The sequence below is a fragment of the Planctomycetaceae bacterium genome (genome assembly GCA_041398785.1).
Classification (GTDB): Bacteria; Planctomycetota; Planctomycetia; order Planctomycetales; family Planctomycetaceae; genus JAWKUA01.
Map to the genome: position 1 here is coordinate 336,129 of JAWKUA010000003.1, position 23,579 is coordinate 359,707.

The 23,579-nt window shown below is 59.1% G+C and carries 18 protein-coding genes; 12 read left to right on the plus strand and 6 right to left on the minus strand.

Going from position 1 to position 23,579, the window contains the following annotated elements:
- Positions 1 to 62: 62 nt before the first annotated feature.
- Complete coding sequence (locus R3C19_05300) at positions 63 to 500, plus strand: Rrf2 family transcriptional regulator (GenBank protein MEZ6059758.1); 438 nt, start codon at positions 63 to 65, stop codon at positions 498 to 500.
- A 799-nt stretch (positions 501 to 1,299) separates the two neighbouring features.
- Here R3C19_05300 and R3C19_05305 read toward each other — a convergent pair.
- Entirely contained in the window at positions 1,300 to 1,854 is a 555-nt protein-coding gene (locus R3C19_05305; protein ID MEZ6059759.1) for a DUF3365 domain-containing protein, read from the minus strand.
- Positions 1,855 to 2,149: 295 nt separating this feature from the next.
- Here R3C19_05305 and R3C19_05310 point away from each other — a divergent pair, with 295 nt between their 5' ends.
- On the plus strand, positions 2,150 to 2,515 hold the full coding sequence (locus R3C19_05310) for a cupin domain-containing protein (protein MEZ6059760.1): 366 nt from the start codon (positions 2,150 to 2,152) through the stop codon (positions 2,513 to 2,515).
- A gap of 22 nt (positions 2,516 to 2,537) precedes the next feature.
- Positions 2,538 to 3,719, plus strand: coding sequence for a serine hydrolase domain-containing protein (locus R3C19_05315; protein ID MEZ6059761.1), 1,182 nt, complete (start codon positions 2,538 to 2,540; stop codon positions 3,717 to 3,719).
- An 86-nt stretch (positions 3,720 to 3,805) separates the two neighbouring features.
- Here R3C19_05315 and R3C19_05320 read toward each other — a convergent pair whose 3' ends face one another.
- Positions 3,806 to 5,854: a glycosyltransferase family 39 protein gene (locus tag R3C19_05320; protein ID MEZ6059762.1), complete on the minus strand. Its 2,049-nt coding sequence runs from the start codon at positions 5,852 to 5,854 to the stop codon at positions 3,806 to 3,808.
- A 186-nt stretch (positions 5,855 to 6,040) separates the two neighbouring features.
- On the opposite strand from R3C19_05320, the gene R3C19_05325 reads away from it, so the two are divergent.
- From R3C19_05325 to ggt, 4 genes are all read left to right on the plus strand, one after another.
- Positions 6,041 to 6,295: a hypothetical protein gene (locus R3C19_05325; protein MEZ6059763.1), complete on the plus strand. Its 255-nt coding sequence runs from the start codon at positions 6,041 to 6,043 to the stop codon at positions 6,293 to 6,295.
- Positions 6,296 to 6,406: 111 nt separating this feature from the next.
- Positions 6,407 to 7,765 carry a YkgJ family cysteine cluster protein gene (locus R3C19_05330; protein MEZ6059764.1) on the plus strand — a complete coding sequence of 453 codons (1,359 nt, stop codon included), beginning with the start codon at positions 6,407 to 6,409 and terminating at the stop codon, positions 7,763 to 7,765.
- A 10-nt stretch (positions 7,766 to 7,775) separates the two neighbouring features.
- Entirely contained in the window at positions 7,776 to 9,179 is a 1,404-nt protein-coding gene (locus R3C19_05335; GenBank protein MEZ6059765.1) for a folylpolyglutamate synthase/dihydrofolate synthase family protein, read from the plus strand.
- Positions 9,180 to 9,368: 189 nt separating this feature from the next.
- Positions 9,369 to 11,078: a gamma-glutamyltransferase gene (ggt, locus tag R3C19_05340; GenBank protein ID MEZ6059766.1), complete on the plus strand. Its 1,710-nt coding sequence runs from the start codon at positions 9,369 to 9,371 to the stop codon at positions 11,076 to 11,078.
- A gap of 14 nt (positions 11,079 to 11,092) precedes the next feature.
- On the opposite strand, the gene R3C19_05345 is transcribed toward ggt, so the two are convergent.
- Complete coding sequence (locus R3C19_05345; GenBank protein MEZ6059767.1) at positions 11,093 to 12,229, minus strand: glycosyltransferase; 1,137 nt, start codon at positions 12,227 to 12,229, stop codon at positions 11,093 to 11,095.
- A gap of 233 nt (positions 12,230 to 12,462) precedes the next feature.
- Here R3C19_05345 and queA point away from each other — a divergent pair, with 233 nt between their 5' ends.
- The 5 genes from queA (at position 12,463) to R3C19_05370 (ending at position 17,801) form a co-directional block, all read left to right on the plus strand.
- Positions 12,463 to 13,539 (plus strand): tRNA preQ1(34) S-adenosylmethionine ribosyltransferase-isomerase QueA, encoded by a 1,077-nt coding sequence (gene queA, locus R3C19_05350; GenBank protein ID MEZ6059768.1) that lies wholly within the window; start codon positions 12,463 to 12,465, stop codon positions 13,537 to 13,539.
- Positions 13,540 to 13,633: 94 nt separating this feature from the next.
- Positions 13,634 to 14,161 carry a hypothetical protein gene (locus tag R3C19_05355; protein ID MEZ6059769.1) on the plus strand — a complete coding sequence of 176 codons (528 nt, stop codon included), beginning with the start codon at positions 13,634 to 13,636 and terminating at the stop codon, positions 14,159 to 14,161.
- Positions 14,162 to 14,333: 172 nt separating this feature from the next.
- Positions 14,334 to 15,386, plus strand: a complete 1,053-nt coding sequence (rfbB, locus tag R3C19_05360) for a dTDP-glucose 4,6-dehydratase (GenBank protein MEZ6059770.1) — start codon at positions 14,334 to 14,336, stop codon at positions 15,384 to 15,386.
- 31 nt (positions 15,387 to 15,417) lie between these two features.
- The gene (rfbA, locus tag R3C19_05365; GenBank protein MEZ6059771.1) at positions 15,418 to 16,314 is read left to right on the plus strand and encodes a glucose-1-phosphate thymidylyltransferase RfbA; all 897 of its coding nucleotides are present in this window, start codon (positions 15,418 to 15,420) and stop codon (positions 16,312 to 16,314) included.
- A gap of 134 nt (positions 16,315 to 16,448) precedes the next feature.
- Positions 16,449 to 17,801, plus strand: a complete 1,353-nt coding sequence (locus R3C19_05370) for a nucleotide sugar dehydrogenase (protein MEZ6059772.1) — start codon at positions 16,449 to 16,451, stop codon at positions 17,799 to 17,801.
- Positions 17,802 to 17,891: 90 nt separating this feature from the next.
- Here R3C19_05370 and R3C19_05375 read toward each other — a convergent pair whose 3' ends face one another.
- From R3C19_05375 to R3C19_05385, 3 genes are all read right to left on the minus strand, one after another.
- Positions 17,892 to 21,386, minus strand: coding sequence for a GEVED domain-containing protein (locus R3C19_05375; GenBank protein MEZ6059773.1), 3,495 nt, complete (start codon positions 21,384 to 21,386; stop codon positions 17,892 to 17,894).
- Positions 21,387 to 21,546: 160 nt separating this feature from the next.
- Positions 21,547 to 22,341 carry a hypothetical protein gene (locus tag R3C19_05380; GenBank protein ID MEZ6059774.1) on the minus strand — a complete coding sequence of 265 codons (795 nt, stop codon included), beginning with the start codon at positions 22,339 to 22,341 and terminating at the stop codon, positions 21,547 to 21,549.
- 4 nt (positions 22,342 to 22,345) lie between these two features.
- Complete coding sequence (locus R3C19_05385; protein ID MEZ6059775.1) at positions 22,346 to 23,404, minus strand: DUF1559 domain-containing protein; 1,059 nt, start codon at positions 23,402 to 23,404, stop codon at positions 22,346 to 22,348.
- Between the last annotated feature and the right edge of the window lie 175 nt (positions 23,405 to 23,579).

Sequence of the window (23,579 nt, forward strand, 5' to 3'; positions counted from 1 at the left end):
CTGCAGCTGCTGCCGCCGACAAAGAGGCGGAACAGGAATACGTGTCACTTTCGGAGTCGCGAATGCAGCTCACAACACAGACTGACTACGCGCTGAGAACGCTGATGTACCTCGCGGCCGTTTCTTCAAGGGCCACCGTCGGCGAAGTCTCGCAACTGTTTGGAATCTCCGTACACCATGTCGCGAAAGTCGTGAACCTGCTGTCGCGGCATGGTTTCGTGCGAAGCATTCGAGGCGTCGGAGGAGGCATTGAACTCGCCCGACAGCCGGATCAGATTCTGGTCGGCGACGTGATTTCCCGGTTTGAGGGCAGCCTGCACCTTCTGGATTGCATCGATCAGACAAACGTCTGCGCGATCGAGTCCTTCTGCAAGCTGAAACGCGTCCTGGCGGAAGCGGAGCGAATCCAGCTTGAATATCTGAACAGCGTGACGCTTGCCGAAATCGCACCAACGCACCGCCAGTTGAACAGATCGGCCGCATCGTCGGAACCGAAGTAGCAGCCTGAGTATGGATACCGGGAGAGCAGGCACAACAACAGCCGGAGCCAGCATGCTTCGAAGGCCGGAACGTCGGCTCTGCGCGAAACGAAATATCCAGCACAAGACAGAGGAGAGGAATTCGTGACGGATTTCCTGCGACAGACCGAAACGTCAGCGTAATCCAGAACGCGGAGAAAAGGGCGGATTTGGCTGGCCGCGGCGGACGCCGAAACTTTTCGCTCTTCTTACTCCCGCGAGCCCGAGTGCCGCATTCTGCCCCGCTCGCGGCATAGAAGTAGCTGTCTATTTCATCGCGGAAACTGGCGCTTCCGGGGAATGGGGGAGTTGCTGAAGGATCGGTCGATGAAGGTCTGCTGATGTTCGCCGTCATTCCTGCGGAGACTTCGATCGGATCTGACGCTGCGATCCGACAAACGCTGCGTGTCCGGTTGTTGATGCCCGGAGGGCAGGCACAACGTCAGCCGGAGCCGGCAGGCTCCGGAAGCCGGCGTCTCCGCGTCCGCAGGCCTGAACGGCCGACACATCCGCTGCGGCTAAAGCTGTATCGCCCCTCCGGGGCTTTTGCCAGGAATTAGGCACCTGACCAGTGGCTGACGCCACCAGCACAGGTTGTGTCGGCCCGCGGGGTCTGAAACGCGATTGGGCAATCGCCCCCAAACTCCCGGATGGGTCCTCAATGCGACTCCGCAAACGTGTCGAAGCGCGGAACGAAAGTCGAAACGCCCACATCCGTGGCTGAGAATACTCGGCGCTGGCTGTGGGCGTCTGTAAGACACGAATCCGGCAAGCGGAGTCGTTATTCGATGGGGATCGTGTAGCTGATCGCTCCGATCGGTGCACCTTTTTCGACTTCGGCGTAGTGGGCGTGGCACATGACGCACTTTTCCATGACGACCGGGACGGTAGTCACAGTGCGAAGGAACGGCTTCCCGTCTGTACTGACAACCTCTTCATGAAGCTTCGCCCCCGCCTTCAGCTTCTTGATACCCGCCTTTTCGAAATCGTCGCGGGCGACGTTTTTCTCATCGTATGGCTGTCCGGTGGCATCGATCAGGCGCACTTTCGTGGGACCGGAACTTGAAATGTTTTCAAACAGCGCCACGGCAGCACTGCCCGCCGCGAAGTCGTTTTCATCGTGAACATACTTGTCGGTGATCAGCACGACCGTCTGTTTGAAGATGTTATCGAGCATCGCGGTTGTCTTGCGAGCACGTTCCACTGCGGCTGCATCCGGCTTCCCGGCTGCCGCCTTTTCGTCGGCCTCAGCACGACCGGCACTGACACTGAAGTACATTGCTGCGGCGGCCACGGCAGCCACACAGCACAGGACGACCGCATACTTCTTCATCATCGCGAACCCTTCCGAACAAAAACGGGCTGAAAAGTGACAGAGCGGACTCCCGCCGCACCGTATCAACTGGCGACTTCCACCGCGTCTGCGTTCGACGCCCGGCAGTCGCCTCACAACCATGCAAAAGAGGTACTTGTTTTACCTCTTTACAGAACCTCGTCAAGCGTGCAGCGACCGGCGCGCTTGCAGATCGCGCGGCGCGGAATCACACTGACACGGGGTTCAGGTATCCGTGGTCAGAAGTCGGACGAGATGCCATCAGGCTGCAGTTGACTCTGTCAGGCGAACACACTGCATGATGAAACAAGAGACAACACGGCGGTGGACGCTGGCCGATTTCTCGAAAATTGACGGTGTCCCGTGTCCCTGCGGCACCGCACGACGCGCGTTCCATGGAATCGATGCGTTTCCGGGTTCGCTGCACGTCACGGAAATCAGCGACGACGCTCAGAAGCATTACCACAAGAACCTGACAGAAACTTACTACTTCCTTGAATGCGGTCCCGGTGCGAGGATGGAACTGGACGACGAAGTGATTGACGTCCGTCCGGGCATCGCCATCGTCATTCCGCCCGGAGTTCGTCACCGGGCGCTCGGACGAATGAAAGTCCTGATCATCGTCATTCCGGAATTCGATCCGGACGACGAGTGGCTGGATTAGTCGCGAATTTCGGAATAGGCCTGTGAGAACGCTGACTCTGCCCGTTGCGCTGTGCGCCATTCTGTTGACAAGCTGCAATCACCGACCGGTCGCCGCGGAAGATGCGATCGCGGGACTGACGATTGCAAATCCGTCGGACCTCGGAATCAATGTCCGTCGATTGCAGATCATTGAAGAGATCGTGCAGCAGGAGTTGTCCCGCGACAGAATGCCCGGCTGCGTGATCTTGATCGGCTATCGCGGAAGCATCGTCTACCACGAAGCGTTCGGGCATCGGCAGCTTCAGCCCGAACCATTGCCGATGGACAAGGACACTGTGTTCGACATGGCGTCGCTGACAAAGCCGATGGCCACAGCCACCAGTGTGATGAAGCTGGTGGAAGACGGGCAGGTCGAGCTGGATGCTCCGGTGTCGACATACATTCCTGAATTCACCGGCAGCGGCAAAGACACCATCACCGTGCAGCAGTTGCTGACTCACACCGGCGGATTGATTCCTGACAACGCGATGAGTGACTACGAGAACGGACCGGACACCGCCTTCGAAAGAATTCACAGCCTTGGACTGATCAGTGATCCGGGCACAAAATTCGGATACTCGGACGTTGGCTTCATCGTGCTTGGTGAGCTCGTCGAGCGGGTTTCCGGCAGCAGCGTTCACGAGTACTCGCAGCGGGCAATTTTCGAACCGCTGCAGATGTCGGAAACGGGATTTCTGCCTGCGGAGCCGTTGCGTGCCCGAGCCGCCCCGACGGAACAGCGGGACGGGCATTGGATGCAGGGCGAAGTCCACGACCCGCGCGCCTTTGCGCTGGGCGGAATCGCCGGACACGCCGGGTTGTTCTCGACAGCGCGCGACATGGCGCGCTACGCACAGATGATGCTCAATCAGGGCAGCCTGGGTGGCGTGCAGGTGCTGAAGCCGGAAACGGTCGAACGCATGACGGCGGGAGTCGAAGTCTCGTCCGGATTGAGAACGGCCGGCTGGGATATGAGATCGCCCTATTCGTCAAATCGCGGCGACCTGATGTCGAGTTCCGCGTATGGACACGGAGGCTTCACGGGCACGGGAATGTGGATCGATCCGGAACTGCAGCTTTTCGTGATCTTCCTCAGCAATCGTGTCCATCCCGACGGAAAGGGATCGGTGAATCCGCTCATCGGACGGATTGGAACAATCGCTGCGGCGGCACTGCCGGAATAACGGTGGCGGCGAGCGGATCAGGCGGTGCCGACACCCCCGGTGCGGATTGGGGGGAGCCACTTCCGGCCTGGCGAAGTCCGTGAACTCTAAGGGCTGGATCTTGCCGGCACTTCGGTCAGCGAAAACGCAACAGGATCGAAGACATAGACACGGCGATCCGCGAACGCGGCCTGAAGGTCATCGATCTCTTCCGGCGATTCCGGCATGCGGCAAACAAGGACGGGACCGCTGTAGTCCGGTGGATTGACGATGTAGCTCAATTGAAAATCGGTACCCGTTTCGTCGACCAGAATCAGCGCCGGTTTGGCCACGGCGTCGTCGCCGACCACATTCTGAAACTGCTTCATGCGGATTCTTGAGTACGCCAGTTCGCTGACAGCTGCGTCGACCTTTGAAGTACCCCACACTTCGGGAACACTGACCCAGTCCGGCAGCAGCGCGGAAGCAATGAAGCACAGCATCCATGCGATCGCTGGCTTCGGCGGCAACTGACGTTTCAGAATATCGACCGCGTACGTCAACCCGATTCCCGTCAGCAGCAGCAGCAGGGGAGCCGTTTCGAAGACGTAGTGCCAGTGCATGATCCCGTCAAACCAATACGGGATGTGAACAAGGTGCAGACTGATGACGCTGCAGGCCAGCAGTCGGATTCCGGTCCTGCTGACAACGAGACCGCCGTCCGTCTGCGCGGTTTCGGCTGCATCAGAGGCATCTCTGCTGGGCGACCCGAACAGCAGCGGCGGCAATGTCATTAGCAGGCCGAACAACACCGGCACGATGCCGAGCGACCACTGCGCGCTCGATGCAATGCGATGTCGAACATTCACGACTGCACCGGCGGGAGTCAGATTGGTGGCCCAGCGGTCATATTCGACAACCGCTTTCGGTCGAACCGTGTCAACTGTCGATTCGACCGCAGCCGCGGCATTGTTGAATCCGTAGCGATGGCTCGGAGTAAACGTGTCTGTGTACTGCTGATACGCCGACTTCAGCCAGGAACCCGTGATGCTGTGATTGAACAGCGCGAGAATCGCGAATCCAAGCAGCAACGGAACCGCCAGCCCGGCAGCGAGGACAGGCAGATTCATTGCGGATGCCGACCGACGGATTTCCGCGTCCGCGCGGTCGTCTTTCGGGAATGGTCGCAAAGAGTCGCTGGTCGCGGCATCCGATTTCGACGATCGAGCGAGCATTCGCCATGCAAACAGAAGGCCAAACGGCAGAGCGAACCCGGCTGCCGTCATGGGTCGCCCCAGCATTGCGAGCATCAGTGCCGTGCCAGCGATAAGCGAGAATCGCCAGCCGCCTCCCTGCAACATTCGCAGAAAAGCCCACAGAAAAATGCTCAGAGCCAGCATCGTCGGGTGATGTGCCAGGATCAGATTGCTGAACACAGCGAGCCCGGGACTGGCCGCGATCAGCAGCCCTCCGGCCAGAGCGGCTCGCTGCCGAACAAGCTGAGCTGCCGACAGATAGAAAAATGCAGCGGAAAGGGCACCGGCCAGCCACTGTCCCCAGACCGGGTGCTCCAGCTTCAGAAACGGAGCGACCCACATGCCGGTCCATGGGAAATAGCGGCTGGCAGTGCGATATTCGTTCAGGACGTGAAATTGATGGAACAAATCCGGTCGCACGGCAGCCGGAGGATACGAAAGTCTTCCGTCCAGAAATGTGCGTGCCTGCAGCAGGTAGCTGAACTCATCGTGATAGGCGGGCGGCAGGTCGGCGAATGCTGTTGTTTGGGCGTTGAACCCGTTCGATACAGAAACCGGCCGGCTGCCGACGGCGACACTGCAAACCAGCGACATAAGAAACACCGCAGCCACGGACGCGGTTCGCTGTCGCAGCGAGGCGAGATACGGTCCGGAAGGCATATCCGCGTAACCTGCGACCGATGCCGTTCGTGGTCGCTGGTGTCGCCGGACGAACAGAAACAGCGACGGCAACGCCAGCAGGACAATTGTCGGCGGAGTCGATTCGACGCTCCAGAAACTGGTGGCCCAGACCAGCGCGTCGGCACCTGCGTCGAGGACTGCTCGCAAACGCTGCGCTTCGGCTCGGCGGCAGAATTCAAGAACTGACAGCCAGCAAAGTGCCAGCCAGAGCGCCTGCGGTGAAAGAAATCTGCGAGACATGAACCGTCGGCTATCGGGATCCGGTTTCGAACGCACACCATGCCGTCCGGGCCGCGACAGAGTATGCCTGAAAAGACCAGCGTTGACGGAACGTTGCGGGTCACTTCAAAACCCGGTCCAATACCTGCCAGCGGCTCTTCCGTTTTGAAGTACGCGAAACCATACGTCTTTATCAGCGCGGATTCCATGAAACGTCCCGGTTCACCGCCAGGCCTGCTGTTTCGCCTCATTGTTCCGGCGACGGCAGTGTTTGTCGTGACAATACTGGCCACGATCGCGTGTCTGTTCGGCGACCCGCGAGCTCCCGTAGCGCGATGGTTCGAGGCTCACGTGAACAAGCTGCTGCTGGGTGAACTGGTCGCGGTTGTTGTGCTGTCGCTGCTGGCAATGACGGTTGACCGGATTCGAACGCTGCGAAACTCCGGCAAAGAAGATCCCTGATCCGGCCTTGCCGCAACTGGCGGATCGTCGCCGAATGTCGGCCGCGACATCGCACCACCCTGTCTGCCGGGCCGGCAAGTTCCCTTCCTCGAATCACTTCGTGTTTCCTGCATGTCTCAGCCTTCGCTTAAGCTGCCCGTTATCCAGAACTGGAGCTGCCACAATTGCAGCGGGTGTTGCCGCGAGCATCTGATTGAGATTACCGAAGTCGAAAAACGCCGCATTGAAAAGCAGGGCTGGACGGCGAAGGACGGGATCTCGATGGAACGCCCTGTCATTCAAAAGATCGCCCGAGGCCGCTATCGCCTTGCTCACACGGCTGATGGAGCCTGCGTGTTTCTGAACGAAGACGGACTTTGCCGCATCCATGCGAACTTCGGCGAATCAGCAAAGCCACTCGCATGTCGGGTGTATCCGTACGCGTACCATCCTGCAGGCAAAGAAATCACAGTCAGCCTTCGATTCAGTTGCCCGTCCGTTGTCCAGAATCTGGGAACTCCGGTTGCCCGACAGTCCGCCGGATTGCGACAAGTTGCGTCGGAGGTCATCGCCGGGAAAAAAATGGCCGTCGCGCCTCCCGCGATTCATGGAAGCCAGCAACTCGACTGGGCGGACTTCCACCGTTTCCTGAAAGCGCTGGATGATTCGTTTGCCGACGAGTCCGTTAATTTTGCCGTACGACTGATGCGTGTGCTGACATGGCTGGAAGTTGTTGAGGTCTCACAATTCAGCACGGTGCGAGGTGCGAAGCTGGACGATTATCTTGCGCGCCTGCTGGCCGCGGCCAGGAAGGCTCAGCCGGACAACGACCTGCCGGTTCTGAAACCTGGTCGATCCGCCAGGACCATGTTTCGACAGATGGTCGCTCAGTATGCGAGGCACGATACGGAAGCGACCGCGCGCGGAGGATTGAAGACGAAGCTGCGGCTGGCGGCAACGGCTGTCAGGTTCGCAACCGGTCGGGGCAGGGTGCCGCTCATGCCGGAACCTGCATCGGTGTCAGTTGCGTTTGGCGGAAATCTGCGGGGAGAATCCGATGCTGAGGCGGTGCCTTCGACACCAGCGGAGTCGCGTCGCAGCCAACAGCCGTCCCGCCGACCTTCGTTCGCAGATCTTGAAGCGCCGTTCAGTTGCCGTCGTCCCGATGTTGATGAACTCTTCACAAGGTATTTTCGCGTCAAGATTCAGGGAATACATTTTTGCGGCCCGGCTCATTACGATACGCCGCTGCTGGAAGGCTTCCAAAGTCTCGCCCTGATGTATCCGATTACGCTTTGGCTGGCGGTGTTGCGAGCGGCCAGACGCGGCGATTCCCGGATCGAACTGCAGGACGCGCAGGCGGCCCTGGCAACAACGGATCACAACTTCGGGTATTCACCGGCGCTGGGTCTGAGATCCGCACTGAATCGCGTCCGAATCCTGGCCCGGATGCAGCAGGTAACAGCGATTTGCGGATGGTACAGCCGGTAGCCTGCATGCAATGGACAAGCCGCTTCCGACCGCCATTGAATCGTATGACGATGCCGTTCGCTGGATTTACGGTCGTATCAATTACGAACAAATCCGGCCGCGCCGGTCGTCGAACCATTTTCGGCTGGACCGAATTCGCCGGCTGCTGTCGCTGATTAACTCGCCGCAGGACCGCATTCCGGCGATCCACATCGCAGGAACCAAGGGCAAGGGCTCCACAGCTGCGATGATTGACTCGATGCTGCGAGCCTCCGGAATTCGAACGGGGCTGTACACGTCGCCTCATATCCATCGGTTCGAAGAACGCATGCAGGTCGACGGACGGGTTCCAGACGAATCGGAAATGACGGACCTTGTCGCGCGGCTGGCAGCCATTTTGCAGTCGGATCACACAGGAGCGGCCGAAGGCGGCCCCACGTACTTCGAAGTCGCCACAATGCTGGCGTGGATGTACTTTGATGACCAGCACATCGAAACGGCCGTTCTGGAAACCGGACTCGGAGGCCGCCTGGACTGCACCAACGTCTGCCACCCGCTGGTGACGGTGTTCACGACGATCGGCCTGGATCACACACACATCCTCGGCAACACTCATCAGCAGATCGCTGCGGAGAAAGCGGGAATCATTAAGACCGGCGTACCGGTCATCTGTGGAGTCAACCGGCGGGAGGCACGGGAAGTCATCGAATCCAAAGCGGCGGAACTCGGCTGCGATTTCCGGCTGCTGGGGCGCGATATCCGGATCGGCTTCAGTCAATCAGAATCACCCGGTTCCGGGAAACTGTCGGTGAACACCGGTCACTGGCGTTACGACGACCTGACGGTTCCGCTGATCGGCAAACACCAGCTTCGCAATGCTGCACTGGCGGTTGCCGCTGTCTCAACGCTGAGTGAGACCGACGATCGCATCACGCCGGCCACAATCCGCGCGGGTCTTGCCGCGACACGCTGGCCGCTGCGGTTTGAAGTCATCAAGACGCAGCCGACGATCATCCTGGACGCGGCCCATAATCCGGATGCGATTGAGGCGCTGCTGGCGACGCTGGAGTCGCCATCGTGGCAGTCACGCAGACGAGTGCTGATTTTTGCCGCGAGCAAAGACAAGGACGCGGCCGGAATGCTGAATCAGGTGGTCACTGCCTTTGACGATGTCATCCTGACACGCTTTGAAACCAATCCCCGCAGTGCGTCACCTGCCAGACTTCGATCGCTGCTGCCTTCGCGGGGCACCTTGAACTTCGCGGCCGAAATTTCTGAATCACCAAACCCCGAAGCGGCCCTGGCGGAGGCTCGTCGACTCGCCGACAAAGGCGGATTGATCTGCGTGGCCGGTTCGATTTTTCTGGCTGCGGAAATCCGTGACATGCTGATTCGCAGCGGAGAGCTGATTTATACTGGCCGCGGCGAACGCTGATACTTTTCGCACTTCTTCATGCCGCGAGCCAGAATACCTCAAATTGCCCCGCTCGGGGTATAGCCGAATGGTCAGCCTGTCGCGTACAGAACCGGCGACTCCGCATCAGGAATAACGCCGGGAATTCGTCAACGGCTGCTGACCGATCACGGTTCGGTCGGTGGTCTGCAACAAATCGAAAGTAACATCATGTTCGCGATTCGTCATGCCGTTGTAACCGCGTTGCTGCTGCTTCCGGGACTTTCCGTCGCGAGCCCGCAAACTTTTCCGCAGGCGGTCGTGGCGGCTGACCATCCGGCGGCCAGTGCCGCGGGAATCGAAATGCTGCAGCAGGGGGGCAATGTCGTCGACGCGGCAGTGGCAACGTCGTTTGCACTTTCCGTCGTTCGTCCGGCGAGCTGCGGCATCGGCGGCGGCGGTTTCATGCTGATCTGGGATGCCGAAAAACACCAGGCCGTTGCTCTTGACTATCGCGAACGAGCTCCGGCATCTGCCACGCCCGAGATGTTTGCGCAGAACGGAGCCGCATCGCAGCCGGAAGACGCCAGCGTGCGCGGCGGACGAGCGGTGGCCGTTCCCGGTACGGTCGCGGGGCTGTGTTACGCCGCCGAACACTATGGAACTCTGCCTCTGGCAACGCTGCTGGCGCCGGCCATTCGCCTGGCTCACGAAGGAGTTGCCGTGGACGAATTCGATGTTGAAGCGCAACACGACACGCTGGGCAAGCTGAATCGGTTTGCCGGCTACGACAGCCGGTTCGCGTCGCTGCGAAGGCTGTATTTGAACAGGGGGCAACTGTGGTCGGCGGGCGATCGGTTCCATTCTCCGCAGCACCGCCTGCTTCAGATCATTGCAGCGGAAGGAAGAGCCGGGTTCTACGAAGGCCGCGTTGCCGAAGCGATTGCGGGCACTGTCCGCAATCACGGCGGCGCGATGACAATGGATGATCTGCGAACCATGCAACCCGTCGTGCGCGCCGCGCTGGTGCGCCGGTTCGGCGGGGCAGATATTGTCACCATGCCGCCCCCGTCAAGCGGCGGAGTCGCGTTGCTGCAGATGCTTCAGACGCTGGAACGCTGGGAGACCGAATCCGGTCGGTCTCTGAATTCGCTGCATCAGAACTCGGCGGACTACATTCATGTCGTCACCGAAGCGATGAAGCACGCGTTTGCGGATCGAGCTGAATTTCTGGGTGATTCCGATTTCGTGGACGTTCCCGTTCGCCGACTGCTCGACGCCGACTACGCGGGCGGGATGGCTGGAAAGATCACGCTGAACCGCACATTGTCGCAGGAAGCGTACGGACGATTCTTCAATCGACCCGATGCAGGGACCAGCCATTTCTCCGTCATCGACGCCGCCGGCAACGCGGTCGCCTGCACGGAAACGATCAACCTGACATACGGAAGCTTTGTCGTGGTTCCGGAGTTTGGTGTTGTGCTGAACAATGAAATGGATGACTTCGCGGCTCGGCCGGGTGAGCCGAATGCTTTCGGCCTGATTCAAAGCAATGCAAACGCCGTCGCGGCAGGCAAGAAGCCGCTGTCGAGCATGACTCCCACGATTCTGGTCGTTGACAATCAGGCCGTGTTCGCCAGCGGAGCCTCCGGCGGTCCGCGGATCATTTCTGCAACGCTGCAGTCGATTCTGAATCATGTGGTGTTCGGCATGCCGCCGGATCAGGCCGTCGCCACGCCGCGATTTCATCACCAGTGGTCACCGAATGAATTGCTGCTGGAAGAGGCAATTCCCGATGCTGTCGCACGGGATCTGCAGTCGCGAGGCCATGCCGTCAAGCGAAGCTCGGGACTCGCGGCTGCCCAGGCCGCCGCCCGCGACGCGTCGGGTCTGACGGGAGGCAGCGATCCTCGAAAGGGCGGAAAACCAGCGGGATTCTGACTGCAACGCACCGGTCAGTCGGACTTCATCAGCCGACAAAGCAGTCCGTCGTATTTCCGGATCGCGGCGTCCCAGGTGAAGTTTTCCTTCACCATCGCAAATGCATTCTCAGCAACTTCCGCACGAAGCTGAGGCGACTGAAGCACCTGCGTGATCGTGGCCGCAAGGTCATCAGGTTGTCCGGGCGGAACCAGCCAGCCAGTGTCTTTGTCCCGAATCAGATCGCGCACACCGTCGACATCTGAAGCCACAACCGGCAGCCGGTGAGCCATCGCTTCCAGAACAACGTTGGGCAGCCCTTCCCAAATCGAAGGAAGCACCAGCAGATCCGCGGCCTGCAAAAAATCGGCAACGTCATCGCGATGTCCGAGCAGCCGCACACGATCGCTCAATCCACGCTGTTGGATCAGCCGCGTCATCGCCGATCGCTGCGGACCGTCGCCGATGAAGTCAAGCGTGGTCGCCGTCCGCACGCCGTCAGACAGTCGGCAGAATGCCTCAACAAGTGTCTGCGGCGACTTCTGAGCCGTCAGACGCCCGACGTACAGAATCCGAAAGCTACTTGGTGAACCCAGGACAACGCGGCGAGACGGCTCAGCCGGAAGGTCGACTCCATTTGGAATCGCAGAAATCTTCGACGACGGAATGCCGCACAGACGTGAATGAAGTTCCGCGACGGCATCACTCACGGCGACATAGTGATCGACGAGCCGACGCGTCAGCCGGTCCGACCAGATAATCCAGCGACGCGAATCGGCAACGCGAATTCCGGACACCACGCGGGGGAGCTTCAGCCAGCGACCGACGATTCGACCGACAATGTTCGCCTGGTGCAGAAAGCAAAGCAGGATCTCCGGAGGCGAAGCTATCAAATGGCGAGTCAGCCGGTAGACGGCCCGGACGTCGCCGAACCAACCGCACTTGAGCGCAGTCACGGGGATCCCCGCGGCATGCAGCGGCTGTGCCATCACTCCGGCATCGCGCAGACTGACGACGGACACGTCCCAGCCCAGATCCTTCAGTCCGACGGCGATTCGCACCAGAGCCTTTTCGGCCCCGCCGGGGTCGAGTTCCGTAATGCAGAAAACGAGCCGCTTTGATGAAGTCTGCGACGGGGAATTCACGTCAGAGTTCGCGTCTGAATTCTGCATCTGTCGCCGATTCGACGTATTGACGGTGGATGTTGGCGAATTGCGACGTCACACTTCGCCCGCGAACGACGCCACGCATCCCGCATCGCAGCAGACTTCCGCGTTGTCGCCCTCCGTCAATGAGCTTCTTTCCGTGAGTTGTACGCTTCACGGATGAGATGTCGAGCAGGCGACATCCGCGAGACTGTTCGGCGGGCTCAACTTCGCAGCCGCATCGGATCTCCGTCAGCCGCATGTCAGCACCCGATCTGAACGATATTTCCGCCTGGCAGTACGACCTGCCCGAACACCTGATCGCCACGCGCCCGGCCGCTCGCCGCGACGACGCACGCCTGATGCTTGTGGACACTCAGACGCAGAAGATTTCGCATCACCGGATACGAGACCTGCCGGAACTTCTGCAGCCGGGAGACCGCCTGGTCTTCAACGATACGAAAGTGCTGCAAGCGCGTTTGCTCGGATTTCGAACTTCGACAAAGGGCCGCTGGGAAGGCCTGTTCCTGGAAGAACTGCCCGACCGTCGCTGGCGAATTACGGGACAAACGCGCGGCAGGCTTCGAGCCGGCGAAAGCCTGACAATCGAACCGGCGGACCATCACGCTGCCCGCAGCCGGTCGCTGCAGCTTCTGCTGGAAGAACAATGCGACGACGGAACCTGGATCGCGTCGCCTTGTCCGAGCGGAGCGTCTTTCGAGATTCTGGAAAGCTTCGGAACGCTGCCGCTGCCGCCCTACATCGGTCGCAGCATAGCCAGCGCAGAAGATCGCGATCGCTACCAGACGGTCTTTGCGCAGGAACCGGGGGCCATCGCGGCCCCGACCGCGGGACTGCATTTTACTCCTGAGTTGCTTGCGTCGTGCGCTCAACACGGCATTGAGGAAAGTTACGTGACGCTGCATGTCGGAATCGGCACGTTTCGGCCGGTCAGCACCGAAAAACTCAGCGATCATCGAATGCATTTCGAATGGTGCCGGGTTCCCGGCCAAACCGCCGCCGATGTTCTCAACACGAAAGCCGCCGGACATCTCGTGACGGCGGTTGGAACAACCACCGTACGGACTCTCGAAGCCGCGGTCGCCGAAACGGGATCACTGTCCGAGTGGCAGGGACGGACAGACCTGTTTATTCAACCGGGGTTTCGCTTCCAGGTCATTGACCGGCTGCTGACGAATTTTCACCTGCCCGGTTCGACGCTCATCGTGCTTGTCGCCGCGCTTGCCGGATACGATCTGATAATGGAAGCTTATCGCGTTGCCGTCGAACAGCGCTATCGCTTTTACAGCTACGGCGATGCGATGCTGATCGCTTAATGCAGCACTCACGTCGGCGGAATTGACAGCCAGCGCCGCCGATTATTCCCATCACGCAGTCGCCGCCGCCACGATTCCCCCTGCCGGAACTGAAATGTCACGACTTCAGGATCTTACTTCCCATTTTCTGCTGATGTGCCTGCGGATCATCCTGGCGGCATGGATCGGAGCCGCAGTTCTGTACGTGATGACCAGCGTGGCCGAACAGACATCGCCGAATATCAACTCCACGACTCGCGACCAGTTGGCAACGATCCGTTTTCCGTATTACTACGACTTTGGCTTTGCCGTGCACATTGCGGCCGCGATGGCATGTGGCGCCGCGATCTTGGTGAGCACTGCCGGCGTCCGTCGCCGGGTCATTTTGATTCTGGCATTCCTGGTGCTTTCGGGTGTTCTGTTCTGCGCTGATTACTTTTTCGTCTACCGGCCGCTTCAGGCACTGATTGTCCCTCCCGGCCAGGCACGGACTCAGGAATTCATGCGCCTGCACAACCTTTCGCGACTCGCCAACGAAGCGCATCTTTCCGCGGCCCTGGCGGCGACGCTAATCGCCGCGTGGCCGGTTTCCCGAAGGAAGGATTCCGATCCGCAGGCGGATCCACAGAGCACTTCCGGCTGAGACCAGCGGCACTTCCGGTCACTGCGCCGGCGGATTTTCCCGGATAATTCTCAGTCCTTTGTTTCGCGAGGCCGGTTGGCGGTCATAATCTCACCTGTTCCTGATTCCGTCAGGTCCGGAACACGGTCGTCGCGATACTTCACCCGCTACTTCGAATCAACGCCACAACATGATGCATACGCTACTCGTCACTGGTGGAGCAGGCTTCATCGGAAGCTGCTTTGTTCGCCGCGCGGTAGATCGCGGCGACACCAGAATCATCAATCTGGACAAGCTGACGTACGCCGGAAATCCCGATTCACTGCCGGACTGCGGCCCGGACAAGCATTTGCTGGTCGAAGGTGATATCGGCGACAGCAGTCTGGTGCGCGAGCTGCTGGAGACTCACCGTCCCGCTGCGATCGTCAATTTCGCAGCCGAATCGCACGTCGACCGCTCCATCGACGGACCTCTGGAGTTTGTGGAAACGAACGTTCTTGGAACCTGCCGGTTGCTGGAGGAAGTTCGCCGGTACTACGGATCGCTGAGCGGCAGTGACCGCGACCGTTTTCGGTTCTTGCATGTGTCGACGGATGAAGTCTACGGGTCGCTCGGCGATACCGGTCTGTTCACGGAAGAAACTCCGTATTCCCCGAACAGCCCGTATTCAGCTTCCAAGGCTGCTTCCGATCATTTTGTCAGAGCCTACCTGCATACCTACGGATTGCCGACCGTCATCACGAACTGCAGCAATAACTACGGTCCGTTTCAGTTTCCCGAAAAACTCATCCCTCTGATGATCCTGAATGCGCTGGAAGGCAAACCACTTCCCGTCTACGGAGACGGCCTGAATGTGCGTGACTGGCTGTTTGTTGAGGACCACTGTTCCGCGATTGAAGCTGTCCTGTCGAACGGCCGCGTGGGTGAGTGCTACAACGTCGGCGGCAACAACGAACAGACAAACATCAACATCGTGAACACAATCTGCGACACTGTCGATCGACTGCAGCCGGGACTGAGCCACGCGCCGTGCCGTTCGCTGATCACGTATGTCAGGGATCGTCCCGGCCACGACCGGCGGTACGCGATTGATGCATCGAAGATCAGGCGTGAACTCAACTGGTCTCCCCGGAAAGACTTCAACTCCGGGATTGAAGAAACCGTCCGCTGGTATCTGGACAATCCCGAATGGATCGCACGCGTCCAGTCCGGAGCCTACCAGCGGGAACGCCTCGGCGTCGTCTGACTCTTCCCGGATTGCCAGGACTCAAATCACGATGAGCTATTTTTCCAAAGGAATCATCCTTGCCGGGGGCACCGGGTCGCGACTGTTTCCGCTGACACTTGGCATCAGCAAGCAGATGGCACCGGTCTACGACAAGCCGATGATCTACTATCCGCTGTCAACGCTCATGCTGGCGGGAATTCAGCAGGTTCTGGTGATTTCGTCGCCACGTGATATCAGCGGTTTCGAAAAACTGCTGGGGGACGGTTCGCAGTGGGGAATGTCGTTTCGTTATGTGACGCAGCCCAATCCGGAAGGACTTGCTCAGGCATTCATTCTGGGAGCCGACTTTGTTGGCGACAGCCATGTTTCGCTGGTGCTTGGTGACAACATCTTCTACGGCCGCGGATTCCAGCAGATCCTTGCCAGTGCCGCGTCGCTGAAGACCGGAGCCACGATTTTTGGATATGAAGTGCGCGACGCCAGACAGTACGGCGTCGTCGAATTCGACGCCGACGGCAAAGCCGTCTCACTGGAGGAAAAGCCCGCCGAACCGAAATCAAGCTTCGCAATCCCGGGATTGTACTTCTACGACAACGATGTCGTGGAAATCTCACGAAATCTGAAGCCGTCGCCCCGCGGAGAGCTGGAAATCACGGATGTCAACCGGGAGTACCTCCGCCGCGGAACTCTGCAGGTGGAGCCCCTTTCTCGCGGGTTCGCATGGCTGGATACGGGAACGCACGATTCCCTTCTGGACGCCGGGAATTTCGTTGCCGCCATCGAAAAACGAATGGGGCTGAAAATCTCCTGCCCGGAAGAAATCGCCTACATCCGCGGATTCATCGATCGCGGGCAGTTGCTGGCGCTCGCCGACGGCTACAGGAATGAATACGGCGAATACCTCCGGCTCGTCGCCGAAAAGCGAAAAGCCAGAGAAGCAATCTGACGGAACATCTCGCCAATCGAATTCGCGGGAATCGCAGGTCAGACCGTTGATTCTCGTCAATTCGTTGCCATAGTCATGAACATTCCGTCCGCCTCCCAGTTCCGCGGCGGTCCACAAACGAAGAGAGATCAGGCATGAGTCAAACCATCGAAGCAAATTCCACGGCCGCAGCGCTGTTGGAGAAGATCGAAAGCAAAACGGCGAAAGTTGGCGTGATCGGACTTGGGTACGTCGGACTTCCGCTGATCAGCGCGTTCACGAACGCCGGTCTGAAATGCATCGGCTACGACGTCGACAAGAAAAAGGTCGACGCACTGAAAGCCGGTCGCAGCTACATCAAACACATCGCGGGCGAGACCATCGCAGGCTGGATTCAGAGGGATGTGCTGGAACCCACGGCTGACATGTCTCGGCTGGACGAAGCTGACGCACTGCTGATCTGTGTCCCGACGCCGCTGAACGATAGCCGCGATCCGGATCTTGCCTATGTCGAAGGCACCGCAAGAGCAATCGCAAAGACGCTGCGGCCAGGCCAATTGGTGATTCTGGAGAGCACGACGTACCCCACAACCACGCGCGATGTGATGATCCCGATCCTGGATTCCAATCCCGCCGGACTCAAATGCGGCGAAGACTATTTTGTGGCCTACAGCCCGGAACGGGAAGATCCGGGCAATGCGGACTATTCCGCTGCCGGAATTCCCAAGGTTGTCGGAGGAGCTGACGAGCAGAGCTGCGACCTGGCCTGCAGGCTGTATTCTCACGCAATCGTTCAGGTCATTCCGGTCACCAGTTGCGAAATCGCGGAAGCCTGCAAGATCCTTGAAAACACCTATCGCGCTGTCAACATCGCACTGGTCAATGAACTGAAGACGCTGTTTGACCGGATGGGCATTGATGTCTGGGCCGTCGTCGACGCGGCGAAAACTAAACCCTTCGGGTTCCAGGCGTTCTATCCGGGTCCTGGCCTGGGAGGCCACTGCATTCCCATCGACCCGTTCTACCTGTCGTGGCTTGCGCGCCGCCAGGGAATGTCCACTCGATTCATTGAACTTGCCGGCGAAGTGAACGCCGTCATGCCCAGATACGTGATTTCGCAACTGGCGGAATTCCTGAACGAAGTCGGAAAACCGCTTAAAGGCAGCCGCATTTGCCTGCTGGGAATGGCCTACAAGAAAGACGTCGACGATCCGCGCGAAAGTCCTTCGTTCGAACTGATGGAACTGCTGATGGAACGCGGCGTGAGACTGACGTACAACGATCCGCACATTCCGTCGCTGCCCAGGATGCGGCATCACGACGTGCCGGAAATGTCAAGCACGGAATTGACACCCGAGTTTCTGGCCTCCCAGGATTGCGTTCTGATTGCGACCGATCACTCGGCCTACGACTATGACTTCATCGTGAAGCACTCCCGAATGATCCTGGACACTCGCAACGCCACGAAAAACGTTCGGGAAGGCCGAGCAAAGATCTTCAAGGCGTAACGCGCCGACCAGTCGTCATGTCGCGCGACATTCCCGGTTGGTTGTTCCCAACCGGGTTCGTCGCGCAGAGACCCAGCACCGGACGTCCGGCTACACTGTCAGCAGTTCGCCGACGGAGTCAGCCAGGACATCATCCAGCACCTTCAGGTCGCCAGCGACAGGTCTCATGCTGCCTGACGTCATGCCTGTGGCCGACTGAGTACCCGATGGCGCCGATGCGTACCGGTTCGGGCTCATCGTCGCAGAAGAGCTATTGGCGGGGATTACCGACGGCGGCAGCACCGGCGGCGTCACGTAACCGGAGCTTGAAGAAAACAATCCCGGAAACGACGCGGGGGGCATCGCCAGGAAGTTCTGGAACACGATCACCGCGTCACTGATATTCAGAATCGCATCGCCGTTCATATCGGCAAACATCGAATAGCCTGCGCCCCCCGGCTGAGCCAGGAAATTCTGAAAGACGAGTACCGCGTCACTGATATTGACCAGTCCACTGCGATTTGCGTCGCCTCGATTTGTCACCAGATGAAAATTGAAGTCGTTGGCCGGATCACCCACCGGGGCAGGGCCGCCCGAAGTGAGCGTGTCGACGGAATTGACAAAATCGCCGTCAAGAGGCTCTCCGGCAAGGCTCAGTACGGTGTCCTGGATTTCCAGTCGCAGCGCGTCAACCGGCAGTGTCGCGGTCAGGTCAATGACCATCTGGTTGCCGACTACGGTGATCAGACTGATTGAAGGCGACGAGTTCACTCCATGCAGGATTACGTTGCCGTTTTCGATCACAGTCGCGTCGTCGACGGATTCCGTGAACGTCACAATCAGGCGGTTGATATTTCCCCACGGCAGCGGCGTGATCTGTGCCGCCGATCCTGTCGGAATGGAAAAGCCCTGACCAAGTCCGGAGCCGACAGTTTCGCCATCCGCTGCATCGCGAAAGTCGTCGTTCCACGAAGACGAACTGACTTTCACTTCGGTCACCTGCAGCGGAGGTGCCAGCGGTGCATCGACAATCTCGATTTCTGACCATGTGACCGCAGCGTGACTTGAGGAAGTGAGCGATCCGGTGCCGTTGCCGTTGTCCGTGAAGACGACACCGGAAACTCCTGCAAGATCGAAGCTCAGGTGGTCTCCGATTCCGCCGTTCGGAAACACGGGGCTTCCGCCGTTGATCGCAATCGGTATCCCAACCTGCGGTGCCACCGTGATCGTATCGTTCCCGTCTCCGGCGTTGATCGTAATCGCTGATATCGCCGCCGCGGGAAATCGGCTGACGAACGCCGGGAGATCCGATGCGTCGCCATTCGGACCGGTACCGGCAACGTCGTTGCCGATGTCCACAGAAACGACGATATCCGATCCGTCCATGGCAACATCAATCACGTCCGCGCTTCCTCCCAATCCGCCGCGGACAATAAGTTCTCCGGCTGCCTCATCCAGAAAGGCATACGTCGTGCCGAATGTCTGCGGCATGACGATGGAGTAGTCGTAAACATCCTGAAACACGAGCGCCAAAACGTCGTTCACCAGCGTGCGCTGGCCGAATGCGTAAATCGCATTGCCAGGATCGTCAGTGCCCACAAGATTGCGAGTGCCGCGATACGCGCTATTGAATGTTACCGGCTGATTGGTGCCGGACCCGGGCTTGCCGGCGCTGTGGACAACCTGACCAAAGTCGTTTCCACCGCCACCGCCGTTGTTGCTGGTCATCAGGTGAGTCACACTGGGACCGTCAAAGACCCAATAGTTCCCGACGCCGCCGCCTTCTGACTGGTCCGCGATTCCCGTGTTGGTGACAGTGCCGTTATTGGGACTGTTCATTCGGGCGGGCGAAAGAAACAGGCCGATGGAATGCGTGATTTCCGCATTCACGAGCGTAAACAGGTCGGACTTTCCGGCAGCCGGGCTGCCGGCATGAGCGAACGCCATAAACGCGCCACCGGTGGGATTGCCCTGGAATTCCGACCAGTCCATCGGAGTCGGGTCGAGGAAGAAGCCGCCTCCATCACCCAGTCCGTCGCCCGTCGTGTCATTCCCCCGGCTGACGGTCACATTTCCGGACGTCGGATAACCGTCTTGGAAGGACGCACCGGCGGATGCTCCGAATCCCGTTCCGGACGCAGCCATCGACACAGTAATGTTGATTTGACCGGGACCACCAAAACCGGCGTGATTGAGGTCAGTGATGACGCGTTCCCACGAAGCGAACACGGCGTCCACCACGCCCCGCGCAAGGGCTGCGTCCGTGCCGAAAGTGGAATCGAATCGGTCTGACGCCAGCCCGCGATTCACCCAGTTCAGGCGACGCAGACCAATATTGACCGCATAGTCCTCGACCTCACCGTCCGCTGCGGCTCCTGTGATGCCGGTGCCGCTCGCCGTGCTGATTCGAAAACGTCCGAAGCTTTGGCCAATAACCGCACCCGCCGGGACGTTGACCGTCAGAGAATTCACACCGGCCGACAGCGACTGGTCGGTGAAGATCTGTTCTCCGGAATCGGTCCAGTCGCCATCCGCGTTCCAGTCGATCCACGCATTCAGAAGGCCGCCTCCGAGTGATGCCGTGACCTGAATCGTTTCGGACTCACCCGGATCAATGCCGGTGGCGAAGACGACACCATCTTCATCGGCGCCATCTGTGGCGGCCGTAGAGCTATGCGTTCCGTCAGCTTCCACATCGATCGAGTCTCCAAGGAATAATGCTCCAGCGGTGTGGCGCGCACCGTTTTCCGCCAATGTGACGGGATACGGTGCCGGGGCGTCGCCGAAGTCCTCGGTCGGCGGATCCGGTACGTCGCTGAGCCGAATGGTGTCGATTCTCCATCCGGTCGCTGAGACCGAACTGTCGGTCCCCATTCTCCATCGTAACTGAGCATTCTGTCCGTATGCCGCAGTGGGAAGGTCGACGACGGTGGAAAGATAACCGCCGGAATTCCCGTTCCAGGAATCTCGGCCAGCCAGCGGGTTTCCAAAACCGGAATCGATTACACCCACATACCCGTTGCTGACAAACGTTCCGCCGGCGGAAATGATGTCCGTGAAACTTCCGCCGCTAACTGAGATCTCCAGGACCCCGCCGTCGTAGTTGGCTTCAGTTGCGTAGGAGTTCCGAAAGCTCAGACGTCCATTGGCCGCGGATACCGCGAACGATGGCGATGTCAGCCGGTTGTCGCTGGTCGATGCGATGTCGGCAACAAACGCATGATTGGGGGCGGAGTCACTGCCCGTCGCCACCGTCACCCAGTTGTTGGCATTTGTCGTCGTCGACGTCCAGCCGCCTGGAAGTGAGGGTGCCGTGACACCATCAAACAACTCAAAGTCGACGGTTGCGTACAGTTGCGGCCCGTCAGTAGACGCGAGATACATTCCACCGCTGTCACTCTTTGATGGCGGCTTGGGAACCGGCAGCGGAACGTCGGCCAGCGTGCCGACGCTCGACAGCAGTGACCTATCTTCAAACCGTTCAATTTGCCGAATTCCGACGGCTTCCCGTCGGGACCGAAAGCGTCGGAGGCCAACCCGGCTCCGCGAACCACGGCAGAACTTCGACATCCGAGCGGATGACGTCAGCAATGTCAGCAATGTCATGGACAACCCTTCTCAAGAACGAACGAAAGCAAGGACGAATTACGTTGAGGCGTATTCTCAGGGTGTCAGACAATTTGTTGCAGCACGCCGAATGTCGTTAAGCAATCAGGCGGATTTGTGTTTTTGTGTGGACAGTCCGTACGATGTCAAAAGCATCTGCCTACTTGACGTATGCAGCCGCATCCAGGACGGACTCCGGTTCCTCCTTGGCCCGTTTCAGAAATTCGTCGACGCATGGAGGGCAGCAGAAGAGGTATTCCTGTCCGCCAATAATCCAGCCACAGTCGGGATTGGCGACGGTGTTGGTGATGGGGCAGATTCTTGCTCCTGGTTCCGGGTGCATGTCATGCGATGAGACGAAGTCTGCGAATTTCTCCGAAGCGGTGACGGAACCATTCGCGGCGATATCAGCATCAGTGTATCGGCCTCCGGGTGTCAGATAGAGTTGCCTTTCGGCGTCGCTGGTGACCTTCGCAGGCATTACAGGTTCGGCTGTCGCGAACGAAAACCGATACCGTTCGCCGTTGATCCGGATCATCGGCACGTTGACCAGCAACTGCCCGGCCTTCATGCCCGACGGAAGCGTCCCCACAAAAAGCGATGTCCGATCCGGACCGTCTCCTTCCTGTGGCTCCGGAATCAGCGTGATCGGATAGCTCTGAGCGTCGCCAAACGGTCGCAGAAACGCCTGCAGTTCCTGTTGTTCGATATCAATGACTTTCGCCTGGTCCTGGTCCAGCATGTAAAGTCGCAGTTTCCCTTCGGAAAACAGAGCTTCGGCGTGATAGTGGTCCTGACCGACCGACACGATGATCCCGCCGTGCGTGCCGGGTTCATGCACATGCTGCTCATCATCCTTTGAACAGCCAATGGCGGCAAAGATGACTTGTAGTGCAAACAGCAGGACCAGTGTCCCCCGCACAGCGGCGGGCAGGCAGCAGAAGCGATCGGGCATGGTGTCAGAACTCTCCCACGACAAGCTGGTCTCTGGCATTGGCCAGTCGCTGGAAGAGTCCAATCGGCGCTTTGCTTTTTCCAATCTGGTCTGAATTGCGCGACTCGATACTGTCACTGACGAAACGAACAGATCCGTCGCAAAGCAGGAAGTTCGCCCCGCCGGCGTGGGAACTGCTGAAACCTGCGGCACCCTGGCCGTCACAGGTGTAGGGGTATGCAGAAGCCGGCTGATTCAGGTCAAAGTACGCCGTACCGGCCACCATGGGGACGCCGAAGGAACTGCACTGATCCCATTCCTCAACGCCGCACCAGACCGATGCGTGGTTGGCATAGGTTCGCTCGCCGACGGCGAATGTCTGGCTCGTCCCGTCAGTGATGTCAACAAACCGAACCGCCGTGTTGCAGCCCATGACTCCGTTGCCCCGCAGTTCATCGGCGCTCCAGATTCCGTAATTCGGACGCCATGACGATCCAAAGTTCGCCACATAGTTCGATGTCGCACCGCGAAAGCCCAGGTGATTCAGGTGGAAGGCGACCGCGCCGCCAATTGAAGTCGGGCCGGTGAAGTCATGATTCCGGTCAGCGATCACCTCAGACGGATCGGAGGGACACAGGTACGTGGGAATGACGGTCTGCAGCAGATGCCGTCGGTGGTTGTCGAAAACAACATGAAACAGTTCACGATGATCAGGATCCAGTTCTGCATACAGCGGGGCCTGTTCGAGATACGGAAGAAGAAAAGTTCCCCACCCCCAGCGCTTGCCGTCCAGATGCAACTGAAATCCTCCCGGATACGCGGGCGGAAGCACTCGAACGCTGTCGTGATACATGTGCAGCGCCAGTCCGATTTGCCGCAGTTGATTCTGGCACTGAGTACGCCGGGCGGCTTCGCGCGCCTGCTGGACGGCAGGCAGCAAAAGTCCGATCAGCACCGAGATGATCGCGATCGTGGTCAAGAGTTCGACGATCGTGAAGCCGCGACGAAACGGTTTGCGGTTCACAGGTTGACGCGCGACATACCGCCGCGTCTTCGAATCGTGAATGACCTCGGAATACCGCATGCAGCACATGCTCAGAAGGAGAATCAGCCTTTGCGATCCGGCACTTCGGACCAGGAAAACCCGAGACGTGCGTCAACCCAATGTTGGGCCCTGTGGCTGATCGGCTGCCGGGGGTCATACCTCTATCCGACGCTGAATGTGCATGCAAGGACTGACCGGAAAATTCGCGATGATC

Excerpts from the sequence above, each read along its gene's own strand:
- rfbA (MEZ6059771.1), top strand. The coding sequence starts at position 15,418 with ATGAGCTATTTTTCCAAAGGAATCATCCTTGCCGGGGGCACCGGGTCG.
- R3C19_05310 (MEZ6059760.1), top strand. The coding sequence starts at position 2,150 with ATGATGAAACAAGAGACAACACGGCGGTGGACGCTGGCCGATTTCTCG.
- rfbB (MEZ6059770.1), top strand. The coding sequence starts at position 14,334 with ATGCATACGCTACTCGTCACTGGTGGAGCAGGCTTCATCGGAAGCTGC.
- R3C19_05325 (MEZ6059763.1), top strand. The coding sequence starts at position 6,041 with ATGAAACGTCCCGGTTCACCGCCAGGCCTGCTGTTTCGCCTCATTGTT.
- R3C19_05335 (MEZ6059765.1), top strand. The coding sequence starts at position 7,776 with ATGGACAAGCCGCTTCCGACCGCCATTGAATCGTATGACGATGCCGTT.
- R3C19_05355 (MEZ6059769.1), top strand. The coding sequence starts at position 13,634 with ATGTCACGACTTCAGGATCTTACTTCCCATTTTCTGCTGATGTGCCTG.
- queA (MEZ6059768.1), top strand. The coding sequence starts at position 12,463 with ATGTCAGCACCCGATCTGAACGATATTTCCGCCTGGCAGTACGACCTG.
- R3C19_05385 (MEZ6059775.1), bottom strand. The coding sequence starts at position 23,404 with ATGCGGTATTCCGAGGTCATTCACGATTCGAAGACGCGGCGGTATGTC.
- R3C19_05375 (MEZ6059773.1), bottom strand. The coding sequence starts at position 21,386 with ATGACATTGCTGACATTGCTGACGTCATCCGCTCGGATGTCGAAGTTC.
- R3C19_05370 (MEZ6059772.1), top strand. The coding sequence starts at position 16,449 with ATGAGTCAAACCATCGAAGCAAATTCCACGGCCGCAGCGCTGTTGGAG.
- R3C19_05300 (MEZ6059758.1), top strand. The coding sequence starts at position 63 with ATGCAGCTCACAACACAGACTGACTACGCGCTGAGAACGCTGATGTAC.
- R3C19_05305 (MEZ6059759.1), bottom strand. The coding sequence starts at position 1,854 with ATGATGAAGAAGTATGCGGTCGTCCTGTGCTGTGTGGCTGCCGTGGCC.
- R3C19_05320 (MEZ6059762.1), bottom strand. The coding sequence starts at position 5,854 with ATGTCTCGCAGATTTCTTTCACCGCAGGCGCTCTGGCTGGCACTTTGC.
- ggt (MEZ6059766.1), top strand. The coding sequence starts at position 9,369 with ATGTTCGCGATTCGTCATGCCGTTGTAACCGCGTTGCTGCTGCTTCCG.
- R3C19_05330 (MEZ6059764.1), top strand. The coding sequence starts at position 6,407 with ATGTCTCAGCCTTCGCTTAAGCTGCCCGTTATCCAGAACTGGAGCTGC.
- R3C19_05345 (MEZ6059767.1), bottom strand. The coding sequence starts at position 12,229 with ATGCAGAATTCAGACGCGAACTCTGACGTGAATTCCCCGTCGCAGACT.
- R3C19_05380 (MEZ6059774.1), bottom strand. The coding sequence starts at position 22,341 with ATGCCCGATCGCTTCTGCTGCCTGCCCGCCGCTGTGCGGGGGACACTG.